Raw genomic sequence first — 25,868 nt, 5'->3', positions numbered from 1 at the left:
CACGCGCGTCGTCATACCGCTGCCCGACCGACCGAACCATGGAGAAGCCTCACCCTGCCTGTTGTCGCCGCAAACCCGCCTCGATGCTCCCCACCCCCATGATCATCGAACGCGCGCATGCCCATCGTTACCGACCCCACCGGCGCACGCCGAACACAGCCCGTGCGATCCATCAAGCGGACCGCGACCCGACCGCGCGAAACACGCGCCGGGGACGATTATTCCCTGCCGACGCGCGATTGGTGACCTCACGTCGACAGCACCTGCTCAGCTCAGCCGACCGAGCAGAATCGCCAGCTCGGCGCCGATCTCGGCCAGGGCCTCCGGCGCGGTCATCTGCGCGTGCGTCACGCCGACCGGCCGATCGACCACCGCGCCCGTCACGTGCGGCGACCAGTCGGTGGCAGTGGCGCGAAGCACATCCGCGGGATCGGCCACGGCCGCGCTGAAGTACTCCAGTGTGCCGTCGAACACCCCTGGACGGTGCTGGGCGATCAGTTCCGCTGAGCGGACCGCGCTGCGATAGATACGACGCAACCGTTCGGGGGTCAGGGCGACCAGTTCCGGCGGGATCATCGCGTGCAGTGCGGCCAGCGCCTGGTCGCTGAGGTCGTAGATGTCGTCCTCGGCCCCGATGAGGTCGCCGCCGAGCCCGAGTTCGGCCAGCGCGCCGCGCACCGCCGCGCGGAAACCCGCGACGTCGGGGTTCGGGTGGCTGTCCATCATGGCGAGCAGCGCGACCTGTTCGCCGCCGGCCTGTAGCTCGGTGGCGATCGCGTGCGCGAGCACGCCGCCGAGCGACCAGCCGAGCAACCGGTACGGGCCGTGCGGCTGCACGGTCCTGATCTCGGCGACGTAGCGGTGCGCCAGCTCGGCGATCGAGTCCGGCAGGTCGCCGTCCTCGGACAGAGCTGGCGACTGCACGCCGTAGATCGGCTGCTCGGCGGGCAGGTGCTGGGTGAGCCCGGCATAGCTCCAGGCCAGGCCGTACATCGGGTGCAGGCAGAACAGCGGCGCCGCGGTGCCGGTGCTGCGGATCGGCAGCAGGATGTTCATGGCGGCGTCGGGGTCGGTCTCCCCCGTTGTCTGCGTGTCGATCCGCGTAGCCAGTCCGGCCACCGTGGCGTCGGTGAAGAACCATTGCACGCTGACCGTCGCGCCGGTGACCTCGCGCAGTCGGCCGACCGCCTGCGCGGCGAGCAGCGAGTTGCCGCCGAGGGTGAAGAAGTCGTCATCGAGGCCGACGGTCTCGGCGCCGAGCAGGTCCGCGAATACCGCGGCGATGGACTGCTCCAATGCCGAGCTCGGCGCGCGGAAGGTGTGCGCGCTGACGAATTCCGGTGCGGGCAGCGCCTTTCGGTCCAGCTTGCCGTTCGGCGTCAGCGGGAGCGAGTCCAGGACCACGATCGCGTCCGGGACCATGTAGCCGGTGAGGAACTCGGCGACCCTGGAACGGACGGTCACCGGATCAATGTCGGCAGCACCATCGGACACCACGTAACCGATGAGCCGGTCGCCGTGCGCATCCGAACGGACCAGGGCGACGGCCTGATTCACGCCGTCGCAGCGCACCAGCGCCGCCTCGATCTCGCCGAGTTCGATGCGGAAGCCACGCAGCTGCACCTGCTGGTCGCTGCGCCCGGCGTATTCGAGCAGCGCCTTGTCGCCGCAGTCCCGCCAGCGACCGACGTCGCCGGTGCGGTACATGCGAGAACCGGGCGCGCCGAACGGGTTTGCCACGAATCGGGCCGCGGTGAGGCCCGGCTTGCCCAGGTAGCCGCGGGACAGCTGCGCGCCGACGACGTGGATCTCGCCCGGCACGTCGAGCGGGGTCGGGTGCAGGCGCGGGTCGAGCACGTAGGCGTCCAGGCCGGGGATGGCACGGCCGATGACGCTGGCCGCGTTGCGCCGGTCCTGCTCGTCCAGCGGCAGGAACGACACGTGCACCGTGGTCTCGGTGATGCCGTACATGTTGACCAAACGGGTTGTCGCGCCGTGCCGTTCGTACCAGCGCTCGAGCTTGCGCAGGTCCAGGGCCTCGCCGCCGAACACGACGTAGCGGAGCGCCAGCGCACTCGGCTCGGCGGACCGGTCGGCCTCCACCAATTGGTAGAAGGCGGACGGGGTTTGGTTCAGCACCGTCACGCGCTCGCGAATCAGCAACTCGCGGAACTGTTCCGGCGACCGCGAGGTGACGTAGTCGACCACGACGACCGAGCCGCCGTGTGCGAGGCCGCACCACAGCTCCCACACCGAGAAGTCGAATGCGAACGAGTGGAACAGGGTCCAGACGTCATGTTCGTCGAAGCGGAACAGGGTTTGGGTGTTCGCGAACAGCTCGACGACATTGCGGTGTGCGACACCGACGCCCTTCGGCACGCCGGTCGAGCCGGACGTGTAGATGACGTAGGCCAGGTTGTCGGGATGCAGCGGTGCGAGCCGGTCGGCATCGTGCACGGGCGCGTCGGCGAATGCCGTTGTCTCCTCGAACAAGACGACGGGCAGGTCACCGGTGGGCACCACGGCGCGTTCGTCCGCCGTGGTCAGCACGCAGACCGGGGCGGCGTCGGCGAGCATGAATTCCAGCCGTTGCGCCGGGTAGGCGGAGTCGATCGGCAGGTACGCGGCACCGGTGGCGAGGACGCCGAGCAGGGCGACCGGCAGATCCTCGGTGCGTGGCACCGCAACGGCCACCAGCGATTCCGGGCCCGCGCCCTGGGCGATCAGTGCTCGGGCGACCTGGTTGGCGCGGCGCTGCAATTCACGGAAGGTGAGGGTGCGGTCGCCGAATCTGATGGCGACCGCGTCCGGGCGGCGCCAGACCTGATCGGCGATGAGGCCGGGCAGCGTGGCACCGGGCACCCAGGCGCCGAGTGAATTCCATTCGTGCAGTACGAGTTCGCGTTCACCGGCGGCGAGCACGTCGATATCGCCGACCACCACTGCGGCATCGGCGGCCACCGCAGCGAGGATGCGGCGGAAGCGGTCGGCGAAGTTCTGCACCGTCGCGGCGTCGAACAGGTCCGTCGCGTAGGTGAGGATCGCCGAAATGCCTTGGGTATCAGGCTGCTCCGCGACGGTGAGCTGAAGGTCGAACTTCGCGGCCTGGACCTGCGGATCGATGCCGGACACGGTGAGTCCGGGCAGCTCGAGCGAGGCCTGGGCCAGGTTCTGGAAGACCAGCATCACCTGGAACAGCGGGTGCCTGGCCGCCGAGCGGACCGGATCAAGCAGTTCGACCAGGCGCTCGAACGGCAGGTCGGCGTGGCCGAAGGCCGCGACATCGGTGTCCCGCACATCGGCGAGCAACGCGTCGAAAGTGGCACCGGGCTCGATCTCGTTGCGCAGCACCAGGGTGTTGACGAACATACCGATCATGTCGTCGAGTTCGGCCTCGCCGCGACCGGCCACCGGGGTGCCGATCGCGATGTCGGTGCTGCCGGACAGCCGGGCGAGCAGCACCGCGAGCGCGGCGTGCACCACCATGAACAGGGTCGAATTGTGCTGCTGGGCAACGCGGTCGAGGGCGGCGTGTAGTTCCGCATCGATCTCGAAGTCCAGCGTCGCGCCGCGGTACGAGGCCGCGGCGGGTCGCGGGCGGTCCGCCGGGAGTGCCAGTTCGTCCGGCAGCGCGGCCAGCGCGATGCGCCAGTAGTCGGCCTGCTGGGTGATCAGGCTCTGCGGATCGGCCTCGTCGCCGAGCACCTCGCGCTGCCAGATGCTGTAGTCCGCGTACTGGACCGGGAGCGGCGCCCAGGCCGGTGCGGCGCCGCCGGTGCGGGCGGCATAGGCCAGCATCAGATCCCGGGTCAGCGGGCCCATCGACCAGCCGTCGGCGCTGATGTGGTGCGCCACGAAGACCAAGACGTAGTCGGCGGTGTCGGTGACCTGGAACAGCTTGGCGCGGAACGGAACCTCGGTGGTGACGTCGAAACCCGCTGCGACGACGCGATATACCGCATCCACCACGTCCGCGCCGCCGATCTGCGCGGGCGTGAGGTCGACCGGCACCTGTGCGGCGATGGATTGCACCGGGCCGTGCTGGGTCTGCGGGTAGGTGGTGCGCAGGATCTCGTGGCGGGCCACCAAGTCGGTCACCGCGGCTTGCAGTGCGGCGACATCGAGTTCGCCGGACAGGCGGATGGCGGCCGGGATGTTGTAGACGGCGGAGCCGGTGTCGAACTGGTTCAGGAACCACATGCGCTGCTGTGCCAGCGATAGTGGAATCTGTTCCGGGCGTGGGCCTGCGACCAGCGCCTTGCGGCCGCCGGTGCCTGCGTACCGTTCGACCTTGGCTGCCAGACCGGCGACGGTCGACGCTTCGAACAGGGTCCGCACGGGGACACGGGAATCCAGCGCGGCGCCGATGCGGGCGGCGACCTGCGTGGCCAGCAGCGAGTTACCACCCAGACCGAAGAAGTCGTCATCTGCACCGACCTGCTCGACACCGAGCACCTCGGCGTACACCGAGGCCACGATCTCCTCGATCGGAGTCGACGGTGCACGGAACGCCTGAGCCTCGAACTCGGGCTCCGGCAGCGCCTTTCGATCCAGCTTGCCGTTCACATTGAGCGGCAATGCATCGAGAACGACGAACGCAGCGGGCACCATGTACGACGGCAAACCAGCGGTCAGCGCCGATTTCACCTCGGCGACATCGACATCGGCGGCTGCCGGGACCAGGTAGGCGACCAGGCGATCGCCGGTGCGCGGGTCCGACTTCGCGATGACCGCGGCCTGCGCGATCTGCGGCAGCGCGAGCAGCGCCGCGTCGATCTCCGCGAGTTCGATGCGGAAGCCACGAATCTTGACCTGGAAGTCGGTGCGGCCCCGGTACTCCAGCTCACCGGAGGCGTGCCACGCGACCAGGTCACCGGTGCGATACATCCGGGCACCGGTCTGGAACGGATTGGCCACGAACCGATCCGACGTCAGATCCGCCCGACCGAAGTACCCACGCGCAAGCTGCGCACCGGCCAGGTAAAGCTCACCGGATACGCCGACCGGCACCGGCCGCAGTCGCGAATCCAGCACGAAGACTTGGCTGTTCCACTCCGGCGCACCAACGGGCACCGACGCCTGATCGATTCGGGTGACCCGGTGGCTGGTGACGGACACCGCGGCCTCGGTCGGGCCGTACAGGTTGAACAGTTCGACGCGCGGATAGTCGCGCAGGAAGCGCTGCGCCAAGCCGGACGGCAGCGCCTCACCGATCGCCAGCACCCGCCACAGCGACGTCGGGAAGTCGCCCACGGTGAGCGCGTCGAGCATCGACGGCACCACATGCAGCGTGGTGACCCACTCGCGCGACATCAGGTCGTTCAGGTAGGCCGGATCTCGATGACCGTCATGAGCCGCGATGACCAAACGGCCACCGCAGACCGCCGCAGACCAGAACTCCCACACCGAAAGGTCGAACGTGGCAGCGGTCTTCAGCAGAATCGCATCAGCGGCGTCCAGACCGAACTCGGTGACCTTCCATTGCAACTGATTCGCGATCGCGCCATGCGAAACCGCAACGCCCTTCGGACGACCCGTCGAACCCGACGTGAAGATCACGTACGCGGTGTTCTCCGGATGCAACGGCGCCACCCGTTCACCATCGGTGACCGGGGACGCATCCAGTCCATCGAGGTCGAGTTCATCGATCCGCACCAAAGGCGCGACATCCGTGCCGAATTCGGCATCGGCGTTGGTCAGCACGCACACCGGTGCCGCGGTCTCGAGGATGTAACTCGTCCGCTCGGCGCCCTGATCCGGATCCACCGGCACATACGCGCCACCGGACTTCGCCACCGCGTACATGGCCACGACCAGGTCCGCCGAACGACGGAAGGCGAGCGCCACCCGCGACTCCGGGCCGACGCCCACCGAGATCAGGTACCGGGCAAGGCGATTCACCCGAGCATCCAGCTCTTCGTAGGTCACCTTCTCCCGACCAGCGGGCAGATCGACCACGAGCGCCACGGATCGCGGATCGGCCGCCACGGCGGCGTCCAGCAGCGAAACCAATGTCGCCGACTGGTCGACCTGCTGCTCGGTGGCGTTCCATCGACCGAGCACATCGTCGCGCTCGATCTCGTCGAGCACCTCGATATCCCCGACCGGCGTCGTCGCATCAGCCACCACGGCCGCGAGGATCCGGGCGAACCGCTCGGCGAAGCCCTGCACGGTCGCGGCATCGAAAAGGTCTGTCGCATAGGTGAAGAACCCACCCATGCCCGTCGGCACACCGGATTCGTCGTAGCCGTCGCCCACGATCAGATGCAGATCGAACTGCGACACAGCCAGATCCGCGTCCAGTCCCGACACCGCGAGCCCGGGCAGTTCGAGCGCGGCGCGAGCGATGTTCTGGAACGACAGCCCCACCTGGAACAGCGGATGATGCGCCGTCGAGCGCGGCGGGTTGAGCACCTCTACCAGGCGCTCGAACGGGATGTCCGCGTGCGCGAATGCCTGCAGATCGGATTCCCGCTGCCTGCCGAGCAATTCGACGAACGACTCACCCGACTCGAACTGCGTCCGGAACACCACCGTGTTCACGAACATGCCGATCAGGTCGTCGAGCTCACGCTCACCACGGCCCGCCAACGGCGTACCGATAGCAACGTCGGCCGAACCCGAGAGCCGGGCCAGCAGGACGGCCAGCGCGGTGTGTACGACCATGAACAACGTCGCACCATGCGCGCGAGCAAGTTCCACGAGACCGGCATGGGTGGCCGCGTCGATCTCCACATCCACCCGTGCACCGGCCATCGACGCGATCGCAGGACGCGGCCGATCCGTCGGCAACTCCAGCAGATCCGGCAGGTCGGCCAGGTGCGAGCGCCAGAAGCTGATCTGCTGCGCGGCAATCGATTCGGCGTCGGCCTCGTCGCCGAGCACCGCACGCTGCCACAGCGCGTAATCGGCGTACTGCACCCGCAGCGGCGCCCAGCTCGGCGCCTCGCCCGCGGTCCGCGCGGCGTAGGCGATCATCACGTCACGCACCAGTGGGCCCATCGAGGACCCGTCGGCGGCGATGTGATGCACCACTACGGCAAGCACATACGCGTCCGCGTAGCCGTCGACCTGAAGCAGCGCCACCCGCACCGGGACCTCGGTGGTCACGTCGAACGAACTCGACGCCAGCGCGTACACCGCGCTCGCCACGTCGGTCTCGCTCAGCAGCCGCGGCGTGACATCGAGCGCAACCTCGTTGGGCGGCAACACAACCTGGATCGGGCCATCGGCTGTCTCGGGGTAGACGGTGCGCAGCACCTCGTGCCGCGCCACCACATCGTGCAGTGCCGCACCGAGCGCGGCCACATCCAGCGCGCCGGTCAGCCGCAAGGCGAACGGCAGGTTGTAGGCGGCCGACCCGGCCGTCTCGTCGTCGGACTGGTCGAAGCGGTTGAGGAACCACATCCGGCGCTGCGCCAACGACAGCGGCAGCTCGTCCGGCCGCGCGATGCTGCCGAGCTCGACCCCGGGACGGCTGTGCACCTGCGAGTCGACCACGGCCGCGAGACCGGCAACGGTGGGTGCTTCGAACAGCGTCCGCACCGGCACACGGCCGCCGATGGCGGCACCCAGCCGCGCCACCACCTGGGTGGCGATCAGCGAGTTGCCGCCGAGCGCGAAGAAGTCGTCGTCGGCGCCGACCCGGGTCAGTCCGAGCACCTCACCGAAGACGCCGGCCACGATCTCCTCGACCGGCGTTGCGGGCGCGCGGAATTCGCGCGCCGTGAACATCGGCTCGGGCAGCGCCTTGCGATCCAGCTTGCCGCTGGGGTTCAGCGGCAACTCGTCGAGCGCGACGATGGCGGACGGAACCATGTAGGTGGGCAGCGTTTCCGCGATGGCGGCCCGCAACTCCTGCGGGTCGATCCGGTCGCCGGGCGCGGCGACGGCGTAGGCGACCAGCTGGTCACCGAGCGTCGACTGGCTGACCAGCGCGACGGACTGGCTCACCGAAGGCTGGGCGAGCAGCGCGGTTTCGATCTCGCCGAGCTCGATCCGCTGACCGCGGAACTTCACCTGGAAGTCGGTGCGCCCGAGGTAGTCGAGCACCATGTCCTCGTCGGCGTCCGCGCCGGAGGCCTTGCGCCACACCACGAGGTCGCCGGTGCGATACATGCGCTGACCGGTGCCGAACGGATTCGCCACGAAGCGATCCGCCGTCAGATCGGGCCTGCGCACGTACCCACGCGCCAGTTGATCACCGGCCAGGTACAGCTCGCCCGCGACACCGTCGGGTACCGGGCGCAGCCGCGCGTCGAGCACGTACACGCGAGTGTTCCACTGCGGCAACCCGATCGGCACCGAGCGGGTATCGGAGCCGTCGGCGGGCCAGTAGGTCACCGACACGGCGGCCTCGGTGGGACCGTAGAGGTTGTGCACGTCGGCGTCGATCACCGCGTGCACCGCGGTGACCGTCTCCGGTGGCAATGCCTCACCGATCACGAAGATCTGCTCCAGCGTCGGGATGGCGCCCTTGGCGGTGTGCGCGGCGAAGATCGTCAGCATCGACGGCACGAAGTCGGTGACCGTCACCGACTGCGCGGCAATGGTTTCCGCGACGTAGGCCGGGTCACGATGACCGTCCGGCGTCGCGACGACCAGCTTCGCGCCCACGCGCAGCGGCATGAAGAAGCCCCACAGCGACACGTCGAAGGTGGTCGCGGTCTTCTGCAGGTAGACGTCGTCTTGGTTGAGCGGGTACTCGGCGAGCATCCATTCGATCTGGTTGTTGATCGCCGCGTGTGACACCGCGACGCCCTTGGGGCGACCGGTGGAGCCGGAGGTGAAGATGACGTACGCGGGGTTCAGCGGCGATACCGGCCGCAGCAGCTCGTCCGCGCGAACCGGCGTGCCATCGAATCGCGCGAGGTCGGCGGTATCGATAGCGACCGCCGCAATGCCGTCCGGCAAGGCGACCGCGTCGGCGGAAGTTGTGACGACACAGGCGGGTTGGGCGGTGTCGAGGATGTGCGCGATCCGCTCGGCCGGATGATTCGGATCCAACGGCACGTACGCGCCGCCCGCGGTCACGATCGCGTACATGCCGACGACGAGGTCGATGGACCGACGAATCGCCAGACCCACCAGCGACTCCGCGCCGACACCCTGCGAAATCAGCAACCGGGCAAGCTTGTTGACCCGCTCATCGAACTCGCGATAGGTGAGCTCGGTGCCCTCATAGGCGAGCGCAACAGCCTCCGGGTTGGCGGCCACCGTCTGCCGATAGCCGTCGAGCAGCAGATGCGGCGCCACCCGTTGCCGGGTGTCGTTCCACTCGAACAGGATTCGATCCCGCTCGACCAGCGATAGCAGGTCGGCATCGCCCACCGCCCGGTCCGGATCGGCGGTGACCGCGCGCAGCAGTCGGCGGAATCGGGCGGCGAACCGCGCCACCGTCGCCTCGTCGAACAGGTCGGTGGCGTAGCTGAACATGGCCGAGAGGCCGGTGTTCTCGCCCTCGTGCGGGGTGACCGTCAACTGCAGGTCGAACTTGGCTGCCGCACCGTCGAGATCCAAAGCCGACGCGGACAGCCCCGGTAGTTCCAACGCGGGTTTCTCCATGTTCTGGAAGAACAGCGCCACTTGGAACAGCGGATGATGCGCCTGCGAACGCGCGGGATCGAGCACCTCGACGAGCCGCTCGAACGGTAGCTCCACATGCGAAAAAGCCGCGAGGTCAACCTTTTTGGCCGACTCGACCAGCTCACGGAACGATGCACCCGGCGCGCTCTCGGTGCGCAGCACGAGCATGTTGACGAACATGCCGATCAGGCCGTCCAGCTCCGCCTCGCCGCGGCCCGCCACCGGCGTACCGATGGCGATGTCGGTGGAACCCGACAGCCGGGTCAGCAATGCCGCGAAGGCCGCGTGCACCACCATGAACAGCGAGGCACCCGTGTCCTGCGCGATCGCGTCGAGCTTGGCGGTGGTCTGGGCATCCACCTCGAACGTGTAGACGCCGCCTCGACTGGAAGCCAATGCGGGCCGTGGCCGATCCGCGGGCAGCTCGAGCCTGCCGGGCAGACCCGCCAAAGCGTTTCGCCAGTAACCGATCTGCTCGGCGGCCACCGACTTGGGATCGTTCTCGTCGCCGAGCATCGCGCGCTGCCACAGGGCATAGTCGGCGTATTGCACCGGCAACGGCGCCCAGCCGGGCGCGGCGCCCGCGGTGCGGGCGAAGTACGCGACGGTCAGGTCCTGCACCATCGGCGCCATCGAGGTACCGTCGGCCGCGATGTGGTGCACGACCACCGCGAGCACGTAGTCGTCACTGCCCAAGTGGAGCAACGCCATTCGCAGCGGCACTTCGACCGCGACATCGAATCCGGCCAGCATGAACTCGGCCAGCTTGCTCGGCAGCTCGGACTCGGAGATCTCGGAGATCGACAGCTCGGGCGTCGCCTGTTCTGCGGGCAACACCACCTGGTAGCCGGTGCCGTCCACCGCCGGGTAGACCGTGCGCAGGGTCTCGTGCCGCTCGACCAGATCGGCGACCGCCGCCCGCAGCGCGGGCACGTCCAGCGCGCCGGAGAGCCGGATCGCGAACGGAATGTTGTTCGCCGCCGACGCGGTGTCGAACTGGTTCAGGAACCACATCCGCTGCTGCGCCAGCGACAACGGAATGTGTTCGGGGCGTGGCATCCGCGCCAGCGCCTGCCTGCCGCCCGACCCGGTGAGCGGGGCGAGCCGCTCGGCCAGACCGGCGACCGTCGGCGCCTCGAAGACGGTCCGCGCGGGCACCCTGGCGCCGATCTGCGCGCCGATCCTGGCCACCACCTTGGTGGCGATCAGCGAGTTGCCGCCGAGCTCGAAGAAGTCGTCGTCGGCGCCGATCGGCGCGCCGGCGTCCAGCAGCTCCGCGAAGATCTGCGCGACCAGCTGCTCCAGTTGCCCACTCGGCGCGCGGAATTCCTTGGTCTGCAGCTGCGGTGCGGGCAGTGCGCGCCGGTCCAGCTTGCCGGTCGGCGACAGCGGGATCTCGTCCAGCACCGTGATGATGGTCGGCACCATGTGCGCGGGCAACCGGTGCTCGGCGACCGCGATCAGCTCGTCGGTGTCCACCGCCGCGCCGGGCGCGGCCAGCACGTAGGACGCCAGAATCGTTGTCCCGCTGTCGAGCTGATGCCCGACGGTCACCGCGAAGTCGACGCTGTCGTGGGTGGCGAGCACCGCGTCGATCTCGCCGAGCTCGATGCGGAAACCACGCACCTTCACCTGGAGGTCGTTGCGCCCCGCATACTCCAGCCGACCCTCCGCCGGCCCACCCGTCGCCCGACCACCACCCCCCATCGAATCGCTTCGCGATGCATCCACCCATCTGACCAGGTCGCCGGAGCGATACAGCCGAGACCCGTTGGGATCGAACGGATTCGCCACGAAGTGAGTGGCGGTGAGCGCCGGTCGCTCGTGGTAGCCGCGGGCCACCTGCGCGCCCGCGATGTACAGCTCGCCGACCACACCGTCCGGCACCGGCGAAAGCCGTTCGTCCAGCACATATTCGGTGACGCCGCGAATCGGCCCGCCGATGGTCAGCGGGGCGTCGAGCACCAGCGGCGTACCGATATTCACCACGATGGTGGTCTCCGTGGGCCCGTATACGTTGAACAGCGCGCGAACGCCGCCGGAGACCGGAAGTATCCAGCGCCGCACCAGATCCGGCGGCCAGGCCTCGCCACCGACGGCGACCACCCCGAGATCGTCGAGACCGGCGGGATCGATCGAGGCCAGCGCGGCGGGCGTGATGAACGCGTGCGTCACCCGTTCGCGGCGCAGCAGCTCGGCGAGATCGTCACCGCCGAACACCGTCGGGGCCACCACGACCATGGTCGCCGCGCCGCCGAGCGCGAGCAGCAGCTCCAGCATCGACGCGTCGAACGAGGGCGACGAAAAGTGCAGGGTCCGTGCGGTACTCGTGACGCCGTAGTGGGTGCGCTGCTCCTCGCAGAACCCGGCCAGCCCGGCCTGGGTGGCGACGACGCCCTTCGGCACCCCGGTCGAACCGGAGGTGTAGATCACCCAGGCCGGATGCTCGGCGCGCAGCTGGCGCACCCGATCGGCGTTGGTGATCGGCTCGGTCGAGTGCCGTTCGAGCGAGCGCAGGGTGGTGTCGCTATCGATGACAAGCCATTCGACCTGCCCCGGCAGCTGGGTGGCGGCCTGAGCCGTCGTCAGGCCGAAGACCGCGCCGGAGTCCTTCACCATGTGTTCGATGCGGTCGGCCGGGTAGTTCGGGTCCACCGGCACGAAGCCTGCGCCGGACTTGGCCACCGCCCAGACCGCGAGTACGGATTCGATCGAGCGCGGAACACCGATCGCGACAAGATCTTCCGGGCCGACGCCGCGCTCGATCAGCAGCCGCGCCAAGCGGGTCGACCGCTCGTCGAGCTCGGCGTAGCTCAGTTGCGCCAGTGTCGTGGTCGCGTCGGCATAGGTGAGGGCGACGCCGTCAGGGTTCGCTTCGACGGCGGTCGCCATCAGCTGCGGCAGTGTGATGACCCGGGGCCGCCGGGTCCGAGCTGGGCGGACACGAGCGGAACGCGTCATGCGTTCACCAGTGCCAGGATCTTGCTTCCCCGCCGACCAATCCGACGCACGTCCCCCAAAACACGAACCATGAAACTCTGCTCATCCTGCCTGTCGAACATGTTGAAGCCACACCTTGCAACGGCCGCCCTGATTCGGCAAACCGGTCCCGAGTGACCCTAGTCATGTTTTTAGGGGCTTGCACCCGGTACCAGCCGGGTTTTACCCCGCACGCAGCACATCGGACAGCGCGACCACCGTCGCCACCTGCGTCCATGCGCTACTGACATCGCCGCCGTCGGCGAGCACCACGGCCCGCAGATCCTCCAGGGCCGTCGGATCGAGGGTACTGGCTCCCGCGCGGTCGGTCAGCAGGTGGCTGACCCACTCGTCCGCGAGCGCCTCGGTCAGGTCGGCATCGTCCGGCACGAGCACCATGGAGGCCCCGCACGATCCCGCCGCGACCACCTCGATCAACGCCAGCTCCGCCGGACCGCCGAACTGGAAGGTGCGCGATTCGAAGGTCAGCTCGGTGCCCGTGCGCAACTGGTCTGCCGCACCGGCCAGCTCGTCGTAGCCGATCGTGCGCGCCCCGACGAAGGCCGGATCGGTGCCGCGCAGCACTCGCGTGCGGTGCGCGTAGGTCACCGGCCGCGGCGACTCGGCCGCGATCTGGGCGGCCACCGCGGGATCGTCGAGCACGAGCCAGTCGACATCGCCTGCCGTCGGGGCCGCAGCACTGGTGAGCCCGACCTTGACGACCGGAGCGGCCGGAATCGGTGCGTCGACCGATGCCAGCGGCACTACGGCGGCACCGGCCTTGAGCACGGCCCAGGTCGCCACCACCGCGTCGACACCGCGATCGAACCGGAGCGCGACACCGTCGCCGGGGCCGCAGCCACGGGCGGCGAGCACCCGGGCCAGGCGGGACGACCGTGCGTCGAGTTCCTGGTAGGACACCGCGTCCTCACCGGCGACCAGCGCGGGACCATCCGGGTCGTCCTCGACCACGGCGGTCAGTGCCTGCGTCAGCGCGGTTCCGGTGGTGGTCGTCGCGCCCGAGGTGGCGGGCTCCTGTGCCGATTCCGCAGCGGACTGCACCCGCTCGCGCTCCTGAGCGTCGAGCAGATCGATATCGCCCACCCGCACCTGCGGATCGGCGACCACCGCGGTCAGCACCCGCTCCAGCCTGCGGCACAGCGCCTGCACCGTGGACTCGTCGAAAAGGTCTGTCGCGTAGGTGATCGCGGTGATCAGCTCGTCCGGCGCGCCCTCGGCGTTGTGCCGCGGGTCGACGTTCACCTGCAGGTCGAACTTGGCCGCGATCTCGCCGCCGTCCAGTCCGGTGATCGTCAGGCCGGGCAGTTCCAGCTTCGGTTGCTCGTTGTTCTGGAACGACAGCACCACGCCGAACAGCGGGTTGTAGACCGTCGCGTGACCGGCGGCGACCACCTCGGCGACCCGCTCGAACGGGATGTCGGCGTTGGCGAAGGCGGCCAGGTCGGTCTCGCGGGCCCGATCGACGAGTTCGGCGAAGGACACGCTCGGCTCGACGGCGGTGCGCAGGGTGAGCGTGTTGACGAACATGCCGACCAGCTCGTCCAGCGCGCGTTCGCCGCGACCCGCGATCGGCGTGCCGATGGCGATATCGCTGTTGTTCGACTGCCGGGCCAGCAGCACCGCCAGCGCGGCGTGCACGACCATGAACAACGTCGAATTGTGTTCGCGCGCAAGCCGAACCAGCGCCGCGTGCACCTCCGGCGAGACGGCGAAGCCGGTCGAGGCGCCGCGCATCGACGGAACGGCGGGGCGCGGGCGGTCCAGCGGCAGGTTCAGCTCGCCGGTCAGTCCGGCCAGCTGCTCGCGCCAGTACGCCAATTGCCGTGCGGCGATAGAGTTCTCGTCGTCATCGGTGCCGATGACGGTGCGCTGCCAGCTGGCGAAGTCCGCGTACTGCACCTCCAGCGGCGACCAGCGCGGCGAATTGCCGCCGATCCGCGCGAGATACGCGGTCACCAGGTCGCGCGCCAGCGGGGCCATCGAGGCACCGTCGGCGGAGATGTGATGCACGACCAGCGCGAGCAGGTGCTCGTCCTGGCCGACCGCGAGCAGCAGTGCGCGCACCGGAACCTGTTGCGTCACATCGAATCCGGTGGCCAGCAGCTCGGTGATGCGGCCGATCGGGTCCGCGGTGGACACGGTCTCCAGGCCGCCGGGCAGCGACTCGCGGACCGACAGGATCTCCTGGTGGGCCACCCCGGACGGGTCCGCGGGGTAACGGGTGCGCAGGGTCTCGTGCCGCTCCAGCACGTCGGCGACGGCGTTGCGCAGCGCGGGCACGTCGAGCACGCCGGACAGCCGGATGGCGAGGGGGATGTTGTAGGCGGGCGAGTCCGGATCGAACTGGTTGAGCACCCACATCCGTTGCTGGGCAAGGGACAACGGCACCTGATCGGTGCGCGGCATCCGCGCCAGCGGCGGTCGGGCGCCGGACGCCTTGGCCGCGCCGGGCACGACGCGGGCGGCCAGCGCGGCGACAGTGGGCGACTCGAACAGTTCGCGCACGACGAGGTTCGCGTCGAGCGCCTCGTTGATCCGGGCGACCACCCTGGTGGCCAGCAGCGAGTTGCCGCCGAGGCCGAAGAAGTCGTCGTCCAGGCCGATCTCGTTGGCGCCGAGCAGTCCGGCGAACACCTCGGCGACCGCCTGTTCGACCGGCGAACTCGGCGCGCGGAAGGCTGCGGTGCTGAGGAATTCCGGTGCGGGCAGGGCCTTTCGGTCCAGCTTGCCGTTCGGCGTCAGCGGGAGCGCGTCCAGGACCACGATCGCGTCCGGCACCATGTAGCCGGTGAGGAATTCGCCGACCTGGCTGCGCAATTCGACCGGGTCGAGCTGAGATCCGGTGTCGGGCACGACGTATCCGATGAGCCGGTCACCCGCGTTCTCGTCGGCGAGCACCAGCACCACCGCCTGGCTCACGCCGGGGCAGCGCACCAGCGCCGACTCGATCTCGCCGAGCTCGATGCGGAAGCCGCGCAACTGCACCTGCTGGTCGCCGCGACCGGCGTACTCCAGCGTCGCCTGCCCGCCGAAGCCGACCCAGCGGCCGATGTCGCCGGTGCGGTACATCCGAGTTCCAGGCGCGCCGAACGGATTCGCGACGAACCTGGTCGCGGCGAGCGCGGGACGGCCGAGGTAGCCGCGGGACAGCTGGGTCCCGGCGACGTAGATCTCGCCTGCCACGCCGACCGGCGAGGGGTGCAGCCGGTCCTCGAGCACGTAGGCGTCCAGGCCGGGCAGCGCGCGGCCGATGACGCTGGCCGCGTTGTCGACCATCTGCTCGTCCAGCGACAGGAACGACACGTGCACCGTGGTTTCGGTGATGCCGTACATGTTGACCAGCCACGGGGCGTCCACCGCGTGCCGCTCGTACCAGCGCTGCAGCTGGCGCAGGTCCAGTGCCTCACCGCCGAACACCACGTAGCGCAGCGCGAACTTGGCCTGATCGGCGGCCTGCGCGGCGCGGTCGGCCTCGGCGAGCTGATAGAACGCCGACGGGGTCTGGTTGAGCACGGTGACCTGCTCGCGAATCAGCAACTCGCGGAACAGTTCCGGCGACCGGGAGGTCAGGTAATCGACCACCACGACGGTGCCGCCGTTGGCCAGCGCGCACCACAGCTCCCAGACCGAGAAGTCGAACGCGAACGAGTGGAACAGCGTCCACACGTCGGTCTCGTCGAATTCGAACAGCCCCTGGGTGTTCGCGAACAGCTGCACCACATTGCGGTGCGCGACGCCGACACCCTTGGGCACGCCGGTCGAACCGGAGGTGTAGATGACGTAGGCCAGGTTGTCCGGCCGCAGCGGTGCGGTCCGCTCGGCGGTACGGACCCGACCATCGGCGAAGTCGTCCGCGTCCTCCAGCAGGATTACCGGAATATCGCCCGCCGGAACGGATTCCAGCTCGCTCGCGGTGGTCAGGACGCACGCCGGAGCGGCGTCAGAGAGCATGAACTCCAACCGCTGCGCGGGGTAGGTGGTATCGATCGGCAGGTATCCAGCGCCCGCGGTGAGCACCGCGAGCAGCGCGATCGGCAGCTCCTCGGTGCGCGGAACCGCAACGGCGACCAGTGATTCCGGGCCGACGCCCTGCGCGATCAGTGCCCGCGCCACCTTGTTGGCGCGGCGCTGCAACTCGCCGAAGGTGAGTGTGGTGTCCCCGTAGCGGATCGCGCCCGCGTCCGGTCGCCTGCGGGCCTGGGCACCGATGAGATCGACCAGGGTGACCTCGGGCACCGAGGCGCCCGGGCTGTTCCACTCGTGCAGCACCAGCTCGCGTTCACCCGGCGCGAGCACGTCGATATCGCCGACGGTGATATCGGAATCGCCTGCGACCGCGGCCAGGATCCGGCCGAAGCGGTCGGCGAAGTCCTGCACGGTCGCCTCGTCGAACAGGTCGGTGGCGTAGGTGAAGGCCGCCGAAATGCCTTCGGCCGCACCATGTCTGTCGATCCGCTCGACCAAGGCCAGCTGCAGATCGAACTTGGCAAGGGGCATCGCGAGATCCACCGCCGACGCCGAGAGGCCGGGCAGTTCCAGTTCGGTGCGCGCCAGGTTCTGGAAGGTCAGCATCACCTGGAACAGCGGGTGCCTGGCCGCGGAACGCGCCGGATCCAGCAGCTCCACCAGCCGCTCGAACGGCACGTCGGCGTGGCCGAACGCCTCGACGTCGATCCGGCGCACCTCGCGCAGCAGCTCGTCGAACGTCACGCCGGAGTCGATATCGGTGCGCAGCACCAGGGTGTTGACGAACATGCCGATCAGATCGTCCAGCGCGGCCTCACCGCGACCGGCGACCGGGGTGCCGACGGCGATGTCCTTGGTGTCGGACAGGCGGGCGAGTAGCACCGCGAGCGCGGCGTGCACAACCATGAACAGGGTCGAATTGTGGCCGTGCGCAAGGCGGCTCAGCGCGGCGTGCACGTCCGGGCCGATCTCGAAGGCCAGGGTGGCGCCGCGGTTGGACGCGACCGCGGGCCGCGGCCGGTCCGCGGGCAGTTCCAATTGCTCGGGCAGCGCGGCCAATTCGGTGCGCCAGTAGTCGATCTGCTTGGCCAGCACCGATTCCGGGTCGTCCTCGGCGCCGAGAATCTCGCGCTGCCAGATCGCGTAGTCGGCGTACTGCACCTCGAGCGGCGGCCATTCCGGTGCGCCACCGCGCATCCGGTCCAGGTAGGCGGCCATCAGGTCGCGGGTCAGCGGGCCCATCGAGAAGCCGTCACCGGCAATGTGGTGCACCACGCAGACCAGCACGTGCTCGGTCTCGCTCAGCTCGAGCAGCCGCACCCGCACCGGCGGCGCGACGGTCACGTCGAAGCCCTCGGTCACCGCCGCGGCGACCAGCCCGGGCAGCTCGGCCTCGGTCGCCTGCTCGACCACGAATTCCGGTACCGCGCGCGGATCTCCGGTCGCCAGCACCCGCTGGTAACCCTCGCCGTCGACCTCGGGGTACAGGGTGCGCAGCACCTCGTGCCGCTCCGCGAGGTCGCGCACGGCGGCGCGCATCGCGTCGATATCGAGCTGGCCGGACAACCGCACCGCGGCCGGAACGTTGTTGACGGCACTGGCCGGATCGAACCGGTTCAGGAACCACATCCGCTGCTGCGCGTAGGACAGCGGCACCTTGGACGGGCGCGGCCGGGCGTGCAACGCCTGACCGGCGGCCGAACCCGCGTGCTGCTCGACTCGTTCGGCGAGCGCGGCAACGGTGGTCGCCTCGAACAGCAGCTGCACCGGCACTCGCACCTGCAGCGCCGACCCGATCCGGGCGGCGGCCTGCGCGGCGAGCAGCGAATTGCCGCCGAGTTCGAAGAAGTCGTCGTCCACGCCGACCCGGCCCTCGTCGCCGGTCATCAGCAGCGCCGCGAACACGTCGGCGACGATCTCCTCCACCGGGGTGGACGGGGCGCGGAAAGCCTTGGCGGCGAACACCGGCGCGGGCAGTGCCGCGCGGTCCAGCTTGCCGACCGGGGTCAGCGGGATCTCGTCGAGCACCATGATGGCGGCCGGAATCATGTACGCGGCCAGCGACTCTCCGATGAACTCGGCGAGTTCGCCGGTGTCGACGGTGGTTCCGGCGCGCGGCAGCACGTAGGACACCAGCGCGGTCGCGCCGGACGGCAGTGTCTTGCCGAGGGTGGCGGCGTAGTCGATGTCCGGGTGCGCGGTCAGCGCGTTGTCGATCTCGCCGAGTTCGATACGGAAGCCGCGGATCTTGACCTGGAAGTCGGAGCGGCCGAGGTACTCGATGACGCCGCCGTCTTCGGATTCGGTGCGGCGCACCAGGTCTCCGGTGCGGTACAGCCGCGCGCCCGGCGTATCGGTGTCGGCGCCGAACGGGCTGGCCACGAAGCGTTCCGCGGTGAGCCCCGGCTTGCCGAGATACCCCTGGGCGAGCGCGGGACCGGACAGGTACAGCTCGCCGACCACCCCGGCGGGCACCGGCCGCAGCCGCGAATCCAGCACGAACGCACCGACTCCCGGAATCGCCGAGCCGATGGTGATGGCGTCGTTCGGCAGCATCCGCGCCGAGCTCGTCGCGAGAATGGAGGCCTCGGTGGGCCCGTAGCCGTTGTAGAACTCGCGGTCCGCGGCCCAGCGGCCGACCAGTTCCGGGCCGAACTTGTCACCGGCCACCACCACGACGCGCAGGTCGTCCAGGTCGGTCGGGTCGACCGATTCCAGCGCGCCCGGCGTGATCAGCATGTGCGTGACGCGTTCGCGGCGCAGCAGGTCGGCGAGCTCGTATCCGCCGAACACCGACGGCGGCGCGATCACCAGCGTCGCGCCCGTCGAGAAGGCGAGCAGCAACTCCAGGATCGACACATCGAAGTTCGGCGAGCACACATGCAGCACTCGCGAATCGGCGGTCACGCCGTAGTGGTCGCGTTCGGCGGCCACCAGGCCCGCCAGTCCGGTGTGGGTGACCACGACGCCCTTGGGGCGACCGGTCGAACCGGAGGTGTAGATGACGTAGGCCGGGTGCCGCTCGTCCAGCGGACGCACCCGGTCGGTGTAGGAGATCGGGTGCTCGGGGCGGGCGGCGATGCGCGCGGCCTGCACCGGGTCGTCCAGTTCGATCCAGTACACGCCGGTGCCGAGCACCGGGCGGTGCGCCGAAGTGGTCAGGCCGACCGTGGCGCCGGAGTCGGACAGGATGTGGTTGATGCGATCGGTCGGGTACGCCGGGTCCACCGGCACGTACGCCGCGCCGGTCTTCGCGATCGCCCACACGGCGACCACGGACTGCAGGCTGCGGGCGATGCCGATGGCGACCACGTCGCCGGGACCGATACCGCGTTCGATCAGTTCCCTGGCCAGCCGCGAGGAAGTGGCGTCCAGTTGGGCGTAGGTCAGCTGGCGTTCGTCGTCGAGCTGACCCGACGGATTGAAGCGAACGGCGACCTCATTGGCCTCGGATTCAACGGCGGCGGTCAGCAACTGCCCGAACAGCGGGCTGCCCGACCTGCGGCGACGGCTACCACGAGCGGAACGACGGGCAGTTTCCATTCGAGTGCATTCACCTCTCGCATCGAGCTAGGACCCGGCCCTACCCATATCGAGGGCGTATCGTCCGGGGCCAGCGCGGTCCGAGCAATCATATAAGGGACTGATCGGTTGCCACGCCTGCTGTCTTGGATTACTACGGCCCGCACACGACTGCGCCTCGCTGGCGCTCGGCTCCGTCGTGCGCGGAAGACCGCGCTGTGTCTTTGGTTCGCTCGCTGCGCTCCCTCACATGCGGTCCGCGCCCCCCTTGTTCGGCTCCTGTTCTTCGTCACACATCCGCCGCTACCCCCATGGAAGCGGTGTCCAGCCAGATGCCAGGGTTTATATCGGTATCGAACCGGTCGTGTTGCAGGAGTACCCGGATCGGTGAACTAGTTCACAACCAACCACGCCGGGTTGCCTGCACCCCGGCCTGGAATCGGGTGCTCGCGCCGAGCCGCTCCAGTAGTCGCGCGGTCCGGCGGACCACAGTACGCCGAGACATCCCGAGCCGTCGCGCGATGGTGTCGTCGGTGGCACCGAGACCCATCAGCGTGAGGATCGCGCGGTCGCGTTCGTCGAGGGCCTCCGCGGTCGGGTTCACCGAGATGGGCGCGGCCAGCGACCACAGCACGTCGAACGTTTTGATCAGCAGGTCCAGCGCGGGTGAGCCGGTGATCCGCAAGCCCATGGGGTCCGGGCGGCGTTCGTCGACGTGCAGCACCAGGCTAGCGCGTTCGTCGTCGCTGATGATCATTTTGAACGGCGGCTCGGGCAACGTCCGGGCCTGTGCCCCACTGGCATTGGTGGACAGCGCGTGGCGCAGCCGTTCCGCGTCCTGATAGATGGTGTCCTGGTAGAGCGTCTGGTAGCGGATGCCCTCGCCGAGCCGATTCCGCTTGAGCTGGAACAGCTGTCGCTCGCGCTCGACGTCGCTGAGATAGGGCCCGCGCTCGACCACCTTGACGCAGGTGCGTGCGCTGGTCTGCATCTCCTCGAAATCGGCGAGCATTTCCAGGCGTTCGAAGACCGGCACCACGGCGCCGTTGCTGCGCGGCGAGCGGCGCACCGAGCGGAACGTCTCGCTGAGCCGCGCTGCGGCGGTGTGCATCTGGTTGATCTGCTGTTGCCGTCGCCGAGCCTCGGCCTCGGACAACGACTCCGGGGCATGGGCGTCCCACACCGCGGACGCGCCGTCGGGGGCCGACACGCGCACGGCGGCGCGCAGGTCGGCAAGCACGTTCAACGAGGCCGCTGCGGTCTCCTCCGAAACGCCCAGGTACTGCGCGATATCGGCAAGACTCGATCGCGGATGATGCACCAGCACGGCATAGGTGCGGCCGTGCGGCGATCCAGGCTCGAAGATGTCGCCCAGCTCTGTCACGACCCGAGCCTATCGACCGACCGGTCCTGGTGGGGAGCCATGGCCACAAGCGGGTGCGAAGATCGGCGGAATATCAAGCCGGGCAGCGGAATCAGTGCGCCGAGGGGCCCCACTGCAGCGGCACTCCCTTGGCTGCCAAGTACGGCATCGGGTCGATCTTGTTGCCGCCCTGATCCCAGATCTCCAGATGCAAGTGGGGGCCGGTCGAGTTGCCCCGGTTGCCGACGGTGGCGATCACATCGCCCGCGTTGACCCGCTGGCCGACGTGCGCGAGCATCTCGTTGACGTGGCCGTAGACGGCGGTGGTGCCGTCGTCCTGCTGCACGCGCACCCACAGGCCGAAGCCGGACGCGGGGCCCGCCTCGATCACGGTGCCGTTGCTCACCGAGTGGATGGGGGCGCCGATCTGATCGGCGAAGTCGAGGCCGTAGTGCATTTCGCCCCAGCGGCTGCCGAATCCGGAGCTGATCTCGCCGCCGACCGGACGCACCGCGCCCATCGGGGCGGCGGGGGGCGCGACCTGCTGCTGCACACCCTTGAGGATCTGCTCGGCCTGGGCCAGCGGGCCCGCGATCTCCGGCGGCAGGTTCGGCAGGCCGAACGGTGCGGCGACGGAAGCGGCGACCTGGGTGGCGACCGGCGCCTCGGGGGCCGGGGCCTCCGGTGCGGGGGTGGCGACCTTGGTCTGGGCGACCGGGAGAATGCCGGTGCCGCGGAAGGTCATGGGAGCGTCGGCCTCGTCGCCGTCGTGCGCGCCGGGGAGCAGCGGGCTGGCGACGGCCGGGGCGATCTGCGAGACGGTGCCGATCAGGGCGCCCGCGGCGACCGCGACACCGGCGGCGACCTTCACCCGCTCGGTCGCGGTCGACTCGACGCGATGCCGCGTCGGCCGACCCGAGATATCATCGCCGATAAGGCTCATGACGGTAATAGAACTGGGGCCTACCCGATGATGCGACAAAGCTGCGTCCTTGCGTCCGAAGAACTAGTGGTTCAGCGGTGCCGGGCCTGTCGCGGACCGGTTCGGTAACGATCCGGTGAAGCTTGCGATGTAACGGTTTGGCATCCGTTGTGACGGGAACTCTACCCCGTCGTGACCATTCCGCAACCTTCTGCGGCAAAGACGCAGGTAAATACCGGGTCACCCGTCCAGTAGGCCAAACTGGAGTCGTGATCATCGATGACTTGCGTGTCCCGATTGTCCTTGCCCCGATGGCCGGTGGCCCCTCTACTCCCGAGTTGACCGCCGCGGTCGCCGAAGCCGGTGGCTTCGGCCTGCTGGCCGCCGGTTATCTGAGCGCGACCGACACCGCCGCCCGGATCACCGCCACCCGCGCCGCGACCGACTCCCCCTTCGGCGTCAATCTCTTCGTGCCCGGCCCGGCTACGCCCGCGGCCGCATTCGCCGACTACCTTGCCGAGCTCGCGCGAGACCATCAGGTCGGCGACGCGAAGTGCGACACCGACGACTGGGACGCCAAGCTGGATCTGCTCGTCGCCGATCCGGTCGCGGTCGTCTCCTTCACCTTCGGCTGCCCGACCGCCGAGGAGATCGCCCGGCTGCGTGCCGTCGGCTCCGAGAGCTGGGTGACCGTGACCTCGGCGGCCGAAGCGCAGATCGCGGTCGAGCGCGGTGCCGATGTACTGATCGCGCAGGGCGCGGAGGCGGGCGGGCATCGCGCCACCTTCGTCGACCGGACCGAGGACGACGCCACCGATCCGCTCAGCGTGCTGGCGCTGCTGCAAATCCTGACCGCGGCGACGGACAAGCCGGTGGTCGCCACCGGTGGCATCAGCACGGGCGCCGGCATCGCGGCAGCACTCGCCGCGGGCGCGGCGGCCGTGCAACTCGGCACGGTGTTCCTGCGCTGCCCCGAGGCGGGCACCAATCCGGTGCACCGCGCCGCACTCGCCGCCGACACCCCAACCATGCTCACCCGCGCCTTCACCGGTCGCCGGGCCCGTGGCCTGCGCAACCGATTCATGGTCGAGCACAGCGCGACCGCGCCCGTCGCGTATCCGGAAATCCATTACGCCACCGCGCCTTTGCGGGCCGAAGCGCGGGCCGCGGGCAACCCGGAGAACGTGAACCTCTGGGCCGGACAAACCCACACCCTGGCACCCGAGTTACCGGCTGGCGAACTGGTCCGCACCCTGGCGACGGATACGAAAACCGCACTGAAAGCAGCACTTTCGCGGCGAATCCAGGATTGTTGACAACGACTTTCGATTAGAATCGGGACGCATCGCATCAGCCATCCACCCTTGGAGGAGAGCGCTATGTCCCTCGATGTCCCCGCCCCACTGCTCGAACGCGCCGAACGCGGTGAAGTCGACGACGCCGATTTCGTCGAGGTGGTGCGCCAGTCGCTGCCCTACGCCTGGGAAGTGGTCAGCCGGGTAGCCGGTGAACTGCGTTCCGGCACCGAAGAATACGCCGACAACCTGGTCGCGCCGCCGGACGAGGTGGCGCGTGGGCAGCTGCTGCGCGCCATGGCCTCCGACGCGATCCGCGGCGGGCTGGAACGGCACTTCGGCGTGAAAATCGCCTTCCAGAACTGCCATCGGGTGGCCGTCTTCCCGCTTTCCGCGGTCGGTGGCGAGACCTACAGCACGTTCATCGGCACCAGGGCTCAGCTGCTGAATCAGAGCCCGGAACTGCGTAACTGCTGATCGCCTACGCAGTAGCCCGGCGCGGCAAGTACTTTCGCGCCGGGCTCACCGCGATCAGGACAGCGTGGTGACCGTCAGGTCGCCATCGGCGTACTGGGCGCGCAGGCGCTTCTTGTCGAACTTGCCGACGCTGGTCTTCGGCACCTCGGCGATGAACGTCCAGCGTTCCGGCAGTTGCCATTTCGCGAACTTGTCGGCCAGGAAGTCGCGCAGCTCATCGGCTTTCGCCTCGGCGCCCTCGGCGAGCACGATCGCCACCAGCGGCCGCTCGTCCCACTTCTCGTCCGGCACGCCGATCACGGCCGCCTCGGCGACGGCCGGGTGACCCATCACGGCGTTCTCCAGGTCCACCGACGAAATCCATTCGCCGCCGGACTTGATCACGTCCTTGGACCGGTCCACCAGGGTGAGGTAGCCGTCCTGGCTGATCTTGCCCACGTCACCGGTGCGCAGCCAGCCGTCGTCGAACTTGTCCGGGTCGACCTCGGCGCCGTCCGGCGAGTAGTAGGAGCCGGTGATCCACGGGCCGCGAACCTCCAGCTCGCCGAGCGCTTCGCCGTCGTTCGGGACCACGCTGCCATCGTCGCCGACCAGCCTGGCCTGCACGCTCGCCGGGAATCGGCCCTGGGTGTAGCGATACTCCCACTCGTCCTCGCCGGTCACGCCGGTCGGCGGATGCGCGACGCTGCCCAGCGGTGAGGTCTCGGTCATGCCCCACGCATGCAGGATTCGCACGCCGTGCTTTTCCTGGAAGGTCCGCATCATCGACGGCGGCACCGCGGAACCACCGACCACCGCAGTGCGCAGGTGGGTGATGTCCTGCGGGTGCGCGGCCAGGCCGGCCAGCACGCCGCCCCAGATGGTCGGCACCGCGGCGGCGAACGTCGGCTTCTCCGAGGCCATCAGCTCGAGCAGCGGGCCCGGCTGTAGGAAGCGGTCCGGCATCAGCACATTCGCGCCCGACATCAGCGCCGCGTACGGGATGCCCCAGGCGTTCGCGTGGAACAGCGGGACGATGGCGAGGATGGTGTCGCGGCCGGTGAAGGCCATACCGCTCGGCGAGCACACCTGCATCGCGTGCAGCCAGTTCGAGCGGTGCGAATACACCACACCCTTCGGGTCACCGGTGGTACCGGAGGTGTAACACATTGCCGCGGCGGAACGTTCGTCGATCACCGGGAAGTCGTAGGTATCCGACTGCGCGGCAAGGAGTTCGGTGTAGGAGTGCACCTGCACGCCGTCCGGGGCGGACAGTGTGGACGCGTCGCCGTTGACCACGATGACGTGCCGGACCGTCTTCAGGTTCGGCAGGTACTGGGCGAACATCGGCAGCAGTGTGCCGTCGACGAGCACCACCTTGTCCTCGGCGTGATTGGCCACGTAGACCAGCTGATCGGGGAACAGCCGGATGTTGAGCGCGTGCAGCACCGCCCCCATCGCGGGTGCCGCGATGTAGGCCACCATGTGCTCGTTGTTGTTCCACATGAAGGTGCCGACTCGATCGCCGATGCCGATGCCCAGCTCGCGCAACGCGTTCGCCAGCCGCGCCGCGTCCGCGCCGAGCTCGCGATAGGTCATGGTGCGCACGCCCGTACCGGTCCAGGTGGACACGGTCGAATCGCCGACAAACGTCGATGCGTAGCGCAGCAACGTCGCCAGCGACAAAGGCTCGTCCTGCATGGTGCTCAACATCGGAACTCCTTTTTCTTCAGTGACCTGTCCCGCCTCTCCGCGGATT

The 25,868-nt window shown here is 69.0% G+C and carries 7 protein-coding genes; 2 read left to right on the top strand and 5 right to left on the bottom strand.

Translation table 11 applies throughout. The annotated features are described in order from the left end of the window. Positions 1–267 precede the first annotated feature (267 nt). The 4 genes from ACQPW1_RS05295 to ACQPW1_RS05280 all read right to left on the bottom strand — a co-directional run bounded on the left by ACQPW1_RS05295 (position 268) and on the right by ACQPW1_RS05280 (position 22,379). Positions 268–12,480 (bottom strand): amino acid adenylation domain-containing protein, encoded by a 12,213-nt coding sequence (locus ACQPW1_RS05295; protein WP_433665148.1) that lies wholly within the window; start codon positions 12,478–12,480, stop codon positions 268–270. A gap of 267 nt (positions 12,481–12,747) precedes the next feature. Then, on the bottom strand, positions 12,748–20,094 hold the full coding sequence (locus ACQPW1_RS05290; RefSeq protein ID WP_433661641.1) for an amino acid adenylation domain-containing protein: 7,347 nt from the start codon (positions 20,092–20,094) through the stop codon (positions 12,748–12,750). 376 nt (positions 20,095–20,470) lie between these two features. Further along, positions 20,471–21,457, bottom strand: coding sequence for a DNA-binding response regulator (locus ACQPW1_RS05285; protein WP_433661640.1), 987 nt, complete (start codon positions 21,455–21,457; stop codon positions 20,471–20,473). A 91-nt stretch (positions 21,458–21,548) separates the two neighbouring features. Then, positions 21,549–22,379 carry a M23 family metallopeptidase gene (locus tag ACQPW1_RS05280; RefSeq protein ID WP_433661639.1) on the bottom strand — a complete coding sequence of 277 codons (831 nt, stop codon included), beginning with the start codon at positions 22,377–22,379 and terminating at the stop codon, positions 21,549–21,551. A 248-nt stretch (positions 22,380–22,627) separates the two neighbouring features. Between ACQPW1_RS05280 and ACQPW1_RS05275 the strand changes: the two genes are divergently transcribed. Further along, positions 22,628–23,674, top strand: coding sequence for an NAD(P)H-dependent flavin oxidoreductase (locus tag ACQPW1_RS05275; RefSeq protein WP_433661638.1), 1,047 nt, complete (start codon positions 22,628–22,630; stop codon positions 23,672–23,674). Positions 23,675–23,737: 63 nt separating this feature from the next. Beyond that, a complete protein-coding gene (locus ACQPW1_RS05270) occupies positions 23,738–24,130 on the top strand; it encodes an SCO5389 family protein (RefSeq protein WP_433661637.1) in 393 nt (130 codons plus the stop codon). A 54-nt stretch (positions 24,131–24,184) separates the two neighbouring features. Here the strand turns inward: ACQPW1_RS05270 and ACQPW1_RS05265 are convergent, their stop codons facing one another. Then, the gene (locus ACQPW1_RS05265; protein ID WP_433661636.1) at positions 24,185–25,822 is read right to left on the bottom strand and encodes a long-chain fatty acid--CoA ligase; all 1,638 of its coding nucleotides are present in this window, start codon (positions 25,820–25,822) and stop codon (positions 24,185–24,187) included. Positions 25,823–25,868: the final 46 nt, after the last annotated feature.

This window comes from Nocardia sp. CA-128927, assembly GCF_050955855.1.
GTDB lineage: Bacteria > Actinomycetota > Actinomycetes > Mycobacteriales > Mycobacteriaceae > Nocardia.
The sequence above is the reverse complement of the archived record's forward strand: the minus strand, read 5'-3'. Positions and strand labels throughout refer to the sequence as shown.

Excerpts from the sequence above, each read along its gene's own strand:
- ACQPW1_RS05290 (WP_433661641.1), bottom strand. The coding sequence starts at position 20,094 with ATGGAAACTGCCCGTCGTTCCGCTCGTGGTAGCCGTCGCCGCAGGTCG.
- ACQPW1_RS05280 (WP_433661639.1), bottom strand. The coding sequence starts at position 22,379 with ATGAGCCTTATCGGCGATGATATCTCGGGTCGGCCGACGCGGCATCGC.
- ACQPW1_RS05270 (WP_433661637.1), top strand. The coding sequence starts at position 23,738 with ATGTCCCTCGATGTCCCCGCCCCACTGCTCGAACGCGCCGAACGCGGT.
- ACQPW1_RS05265 (WP_433661636.1), bottom strand. The coding sequence starts at position 25,822 with ATGTTGAGCACCATGCAGGACGAGCCTTTGTCGCTGGCGACGTTGCTG.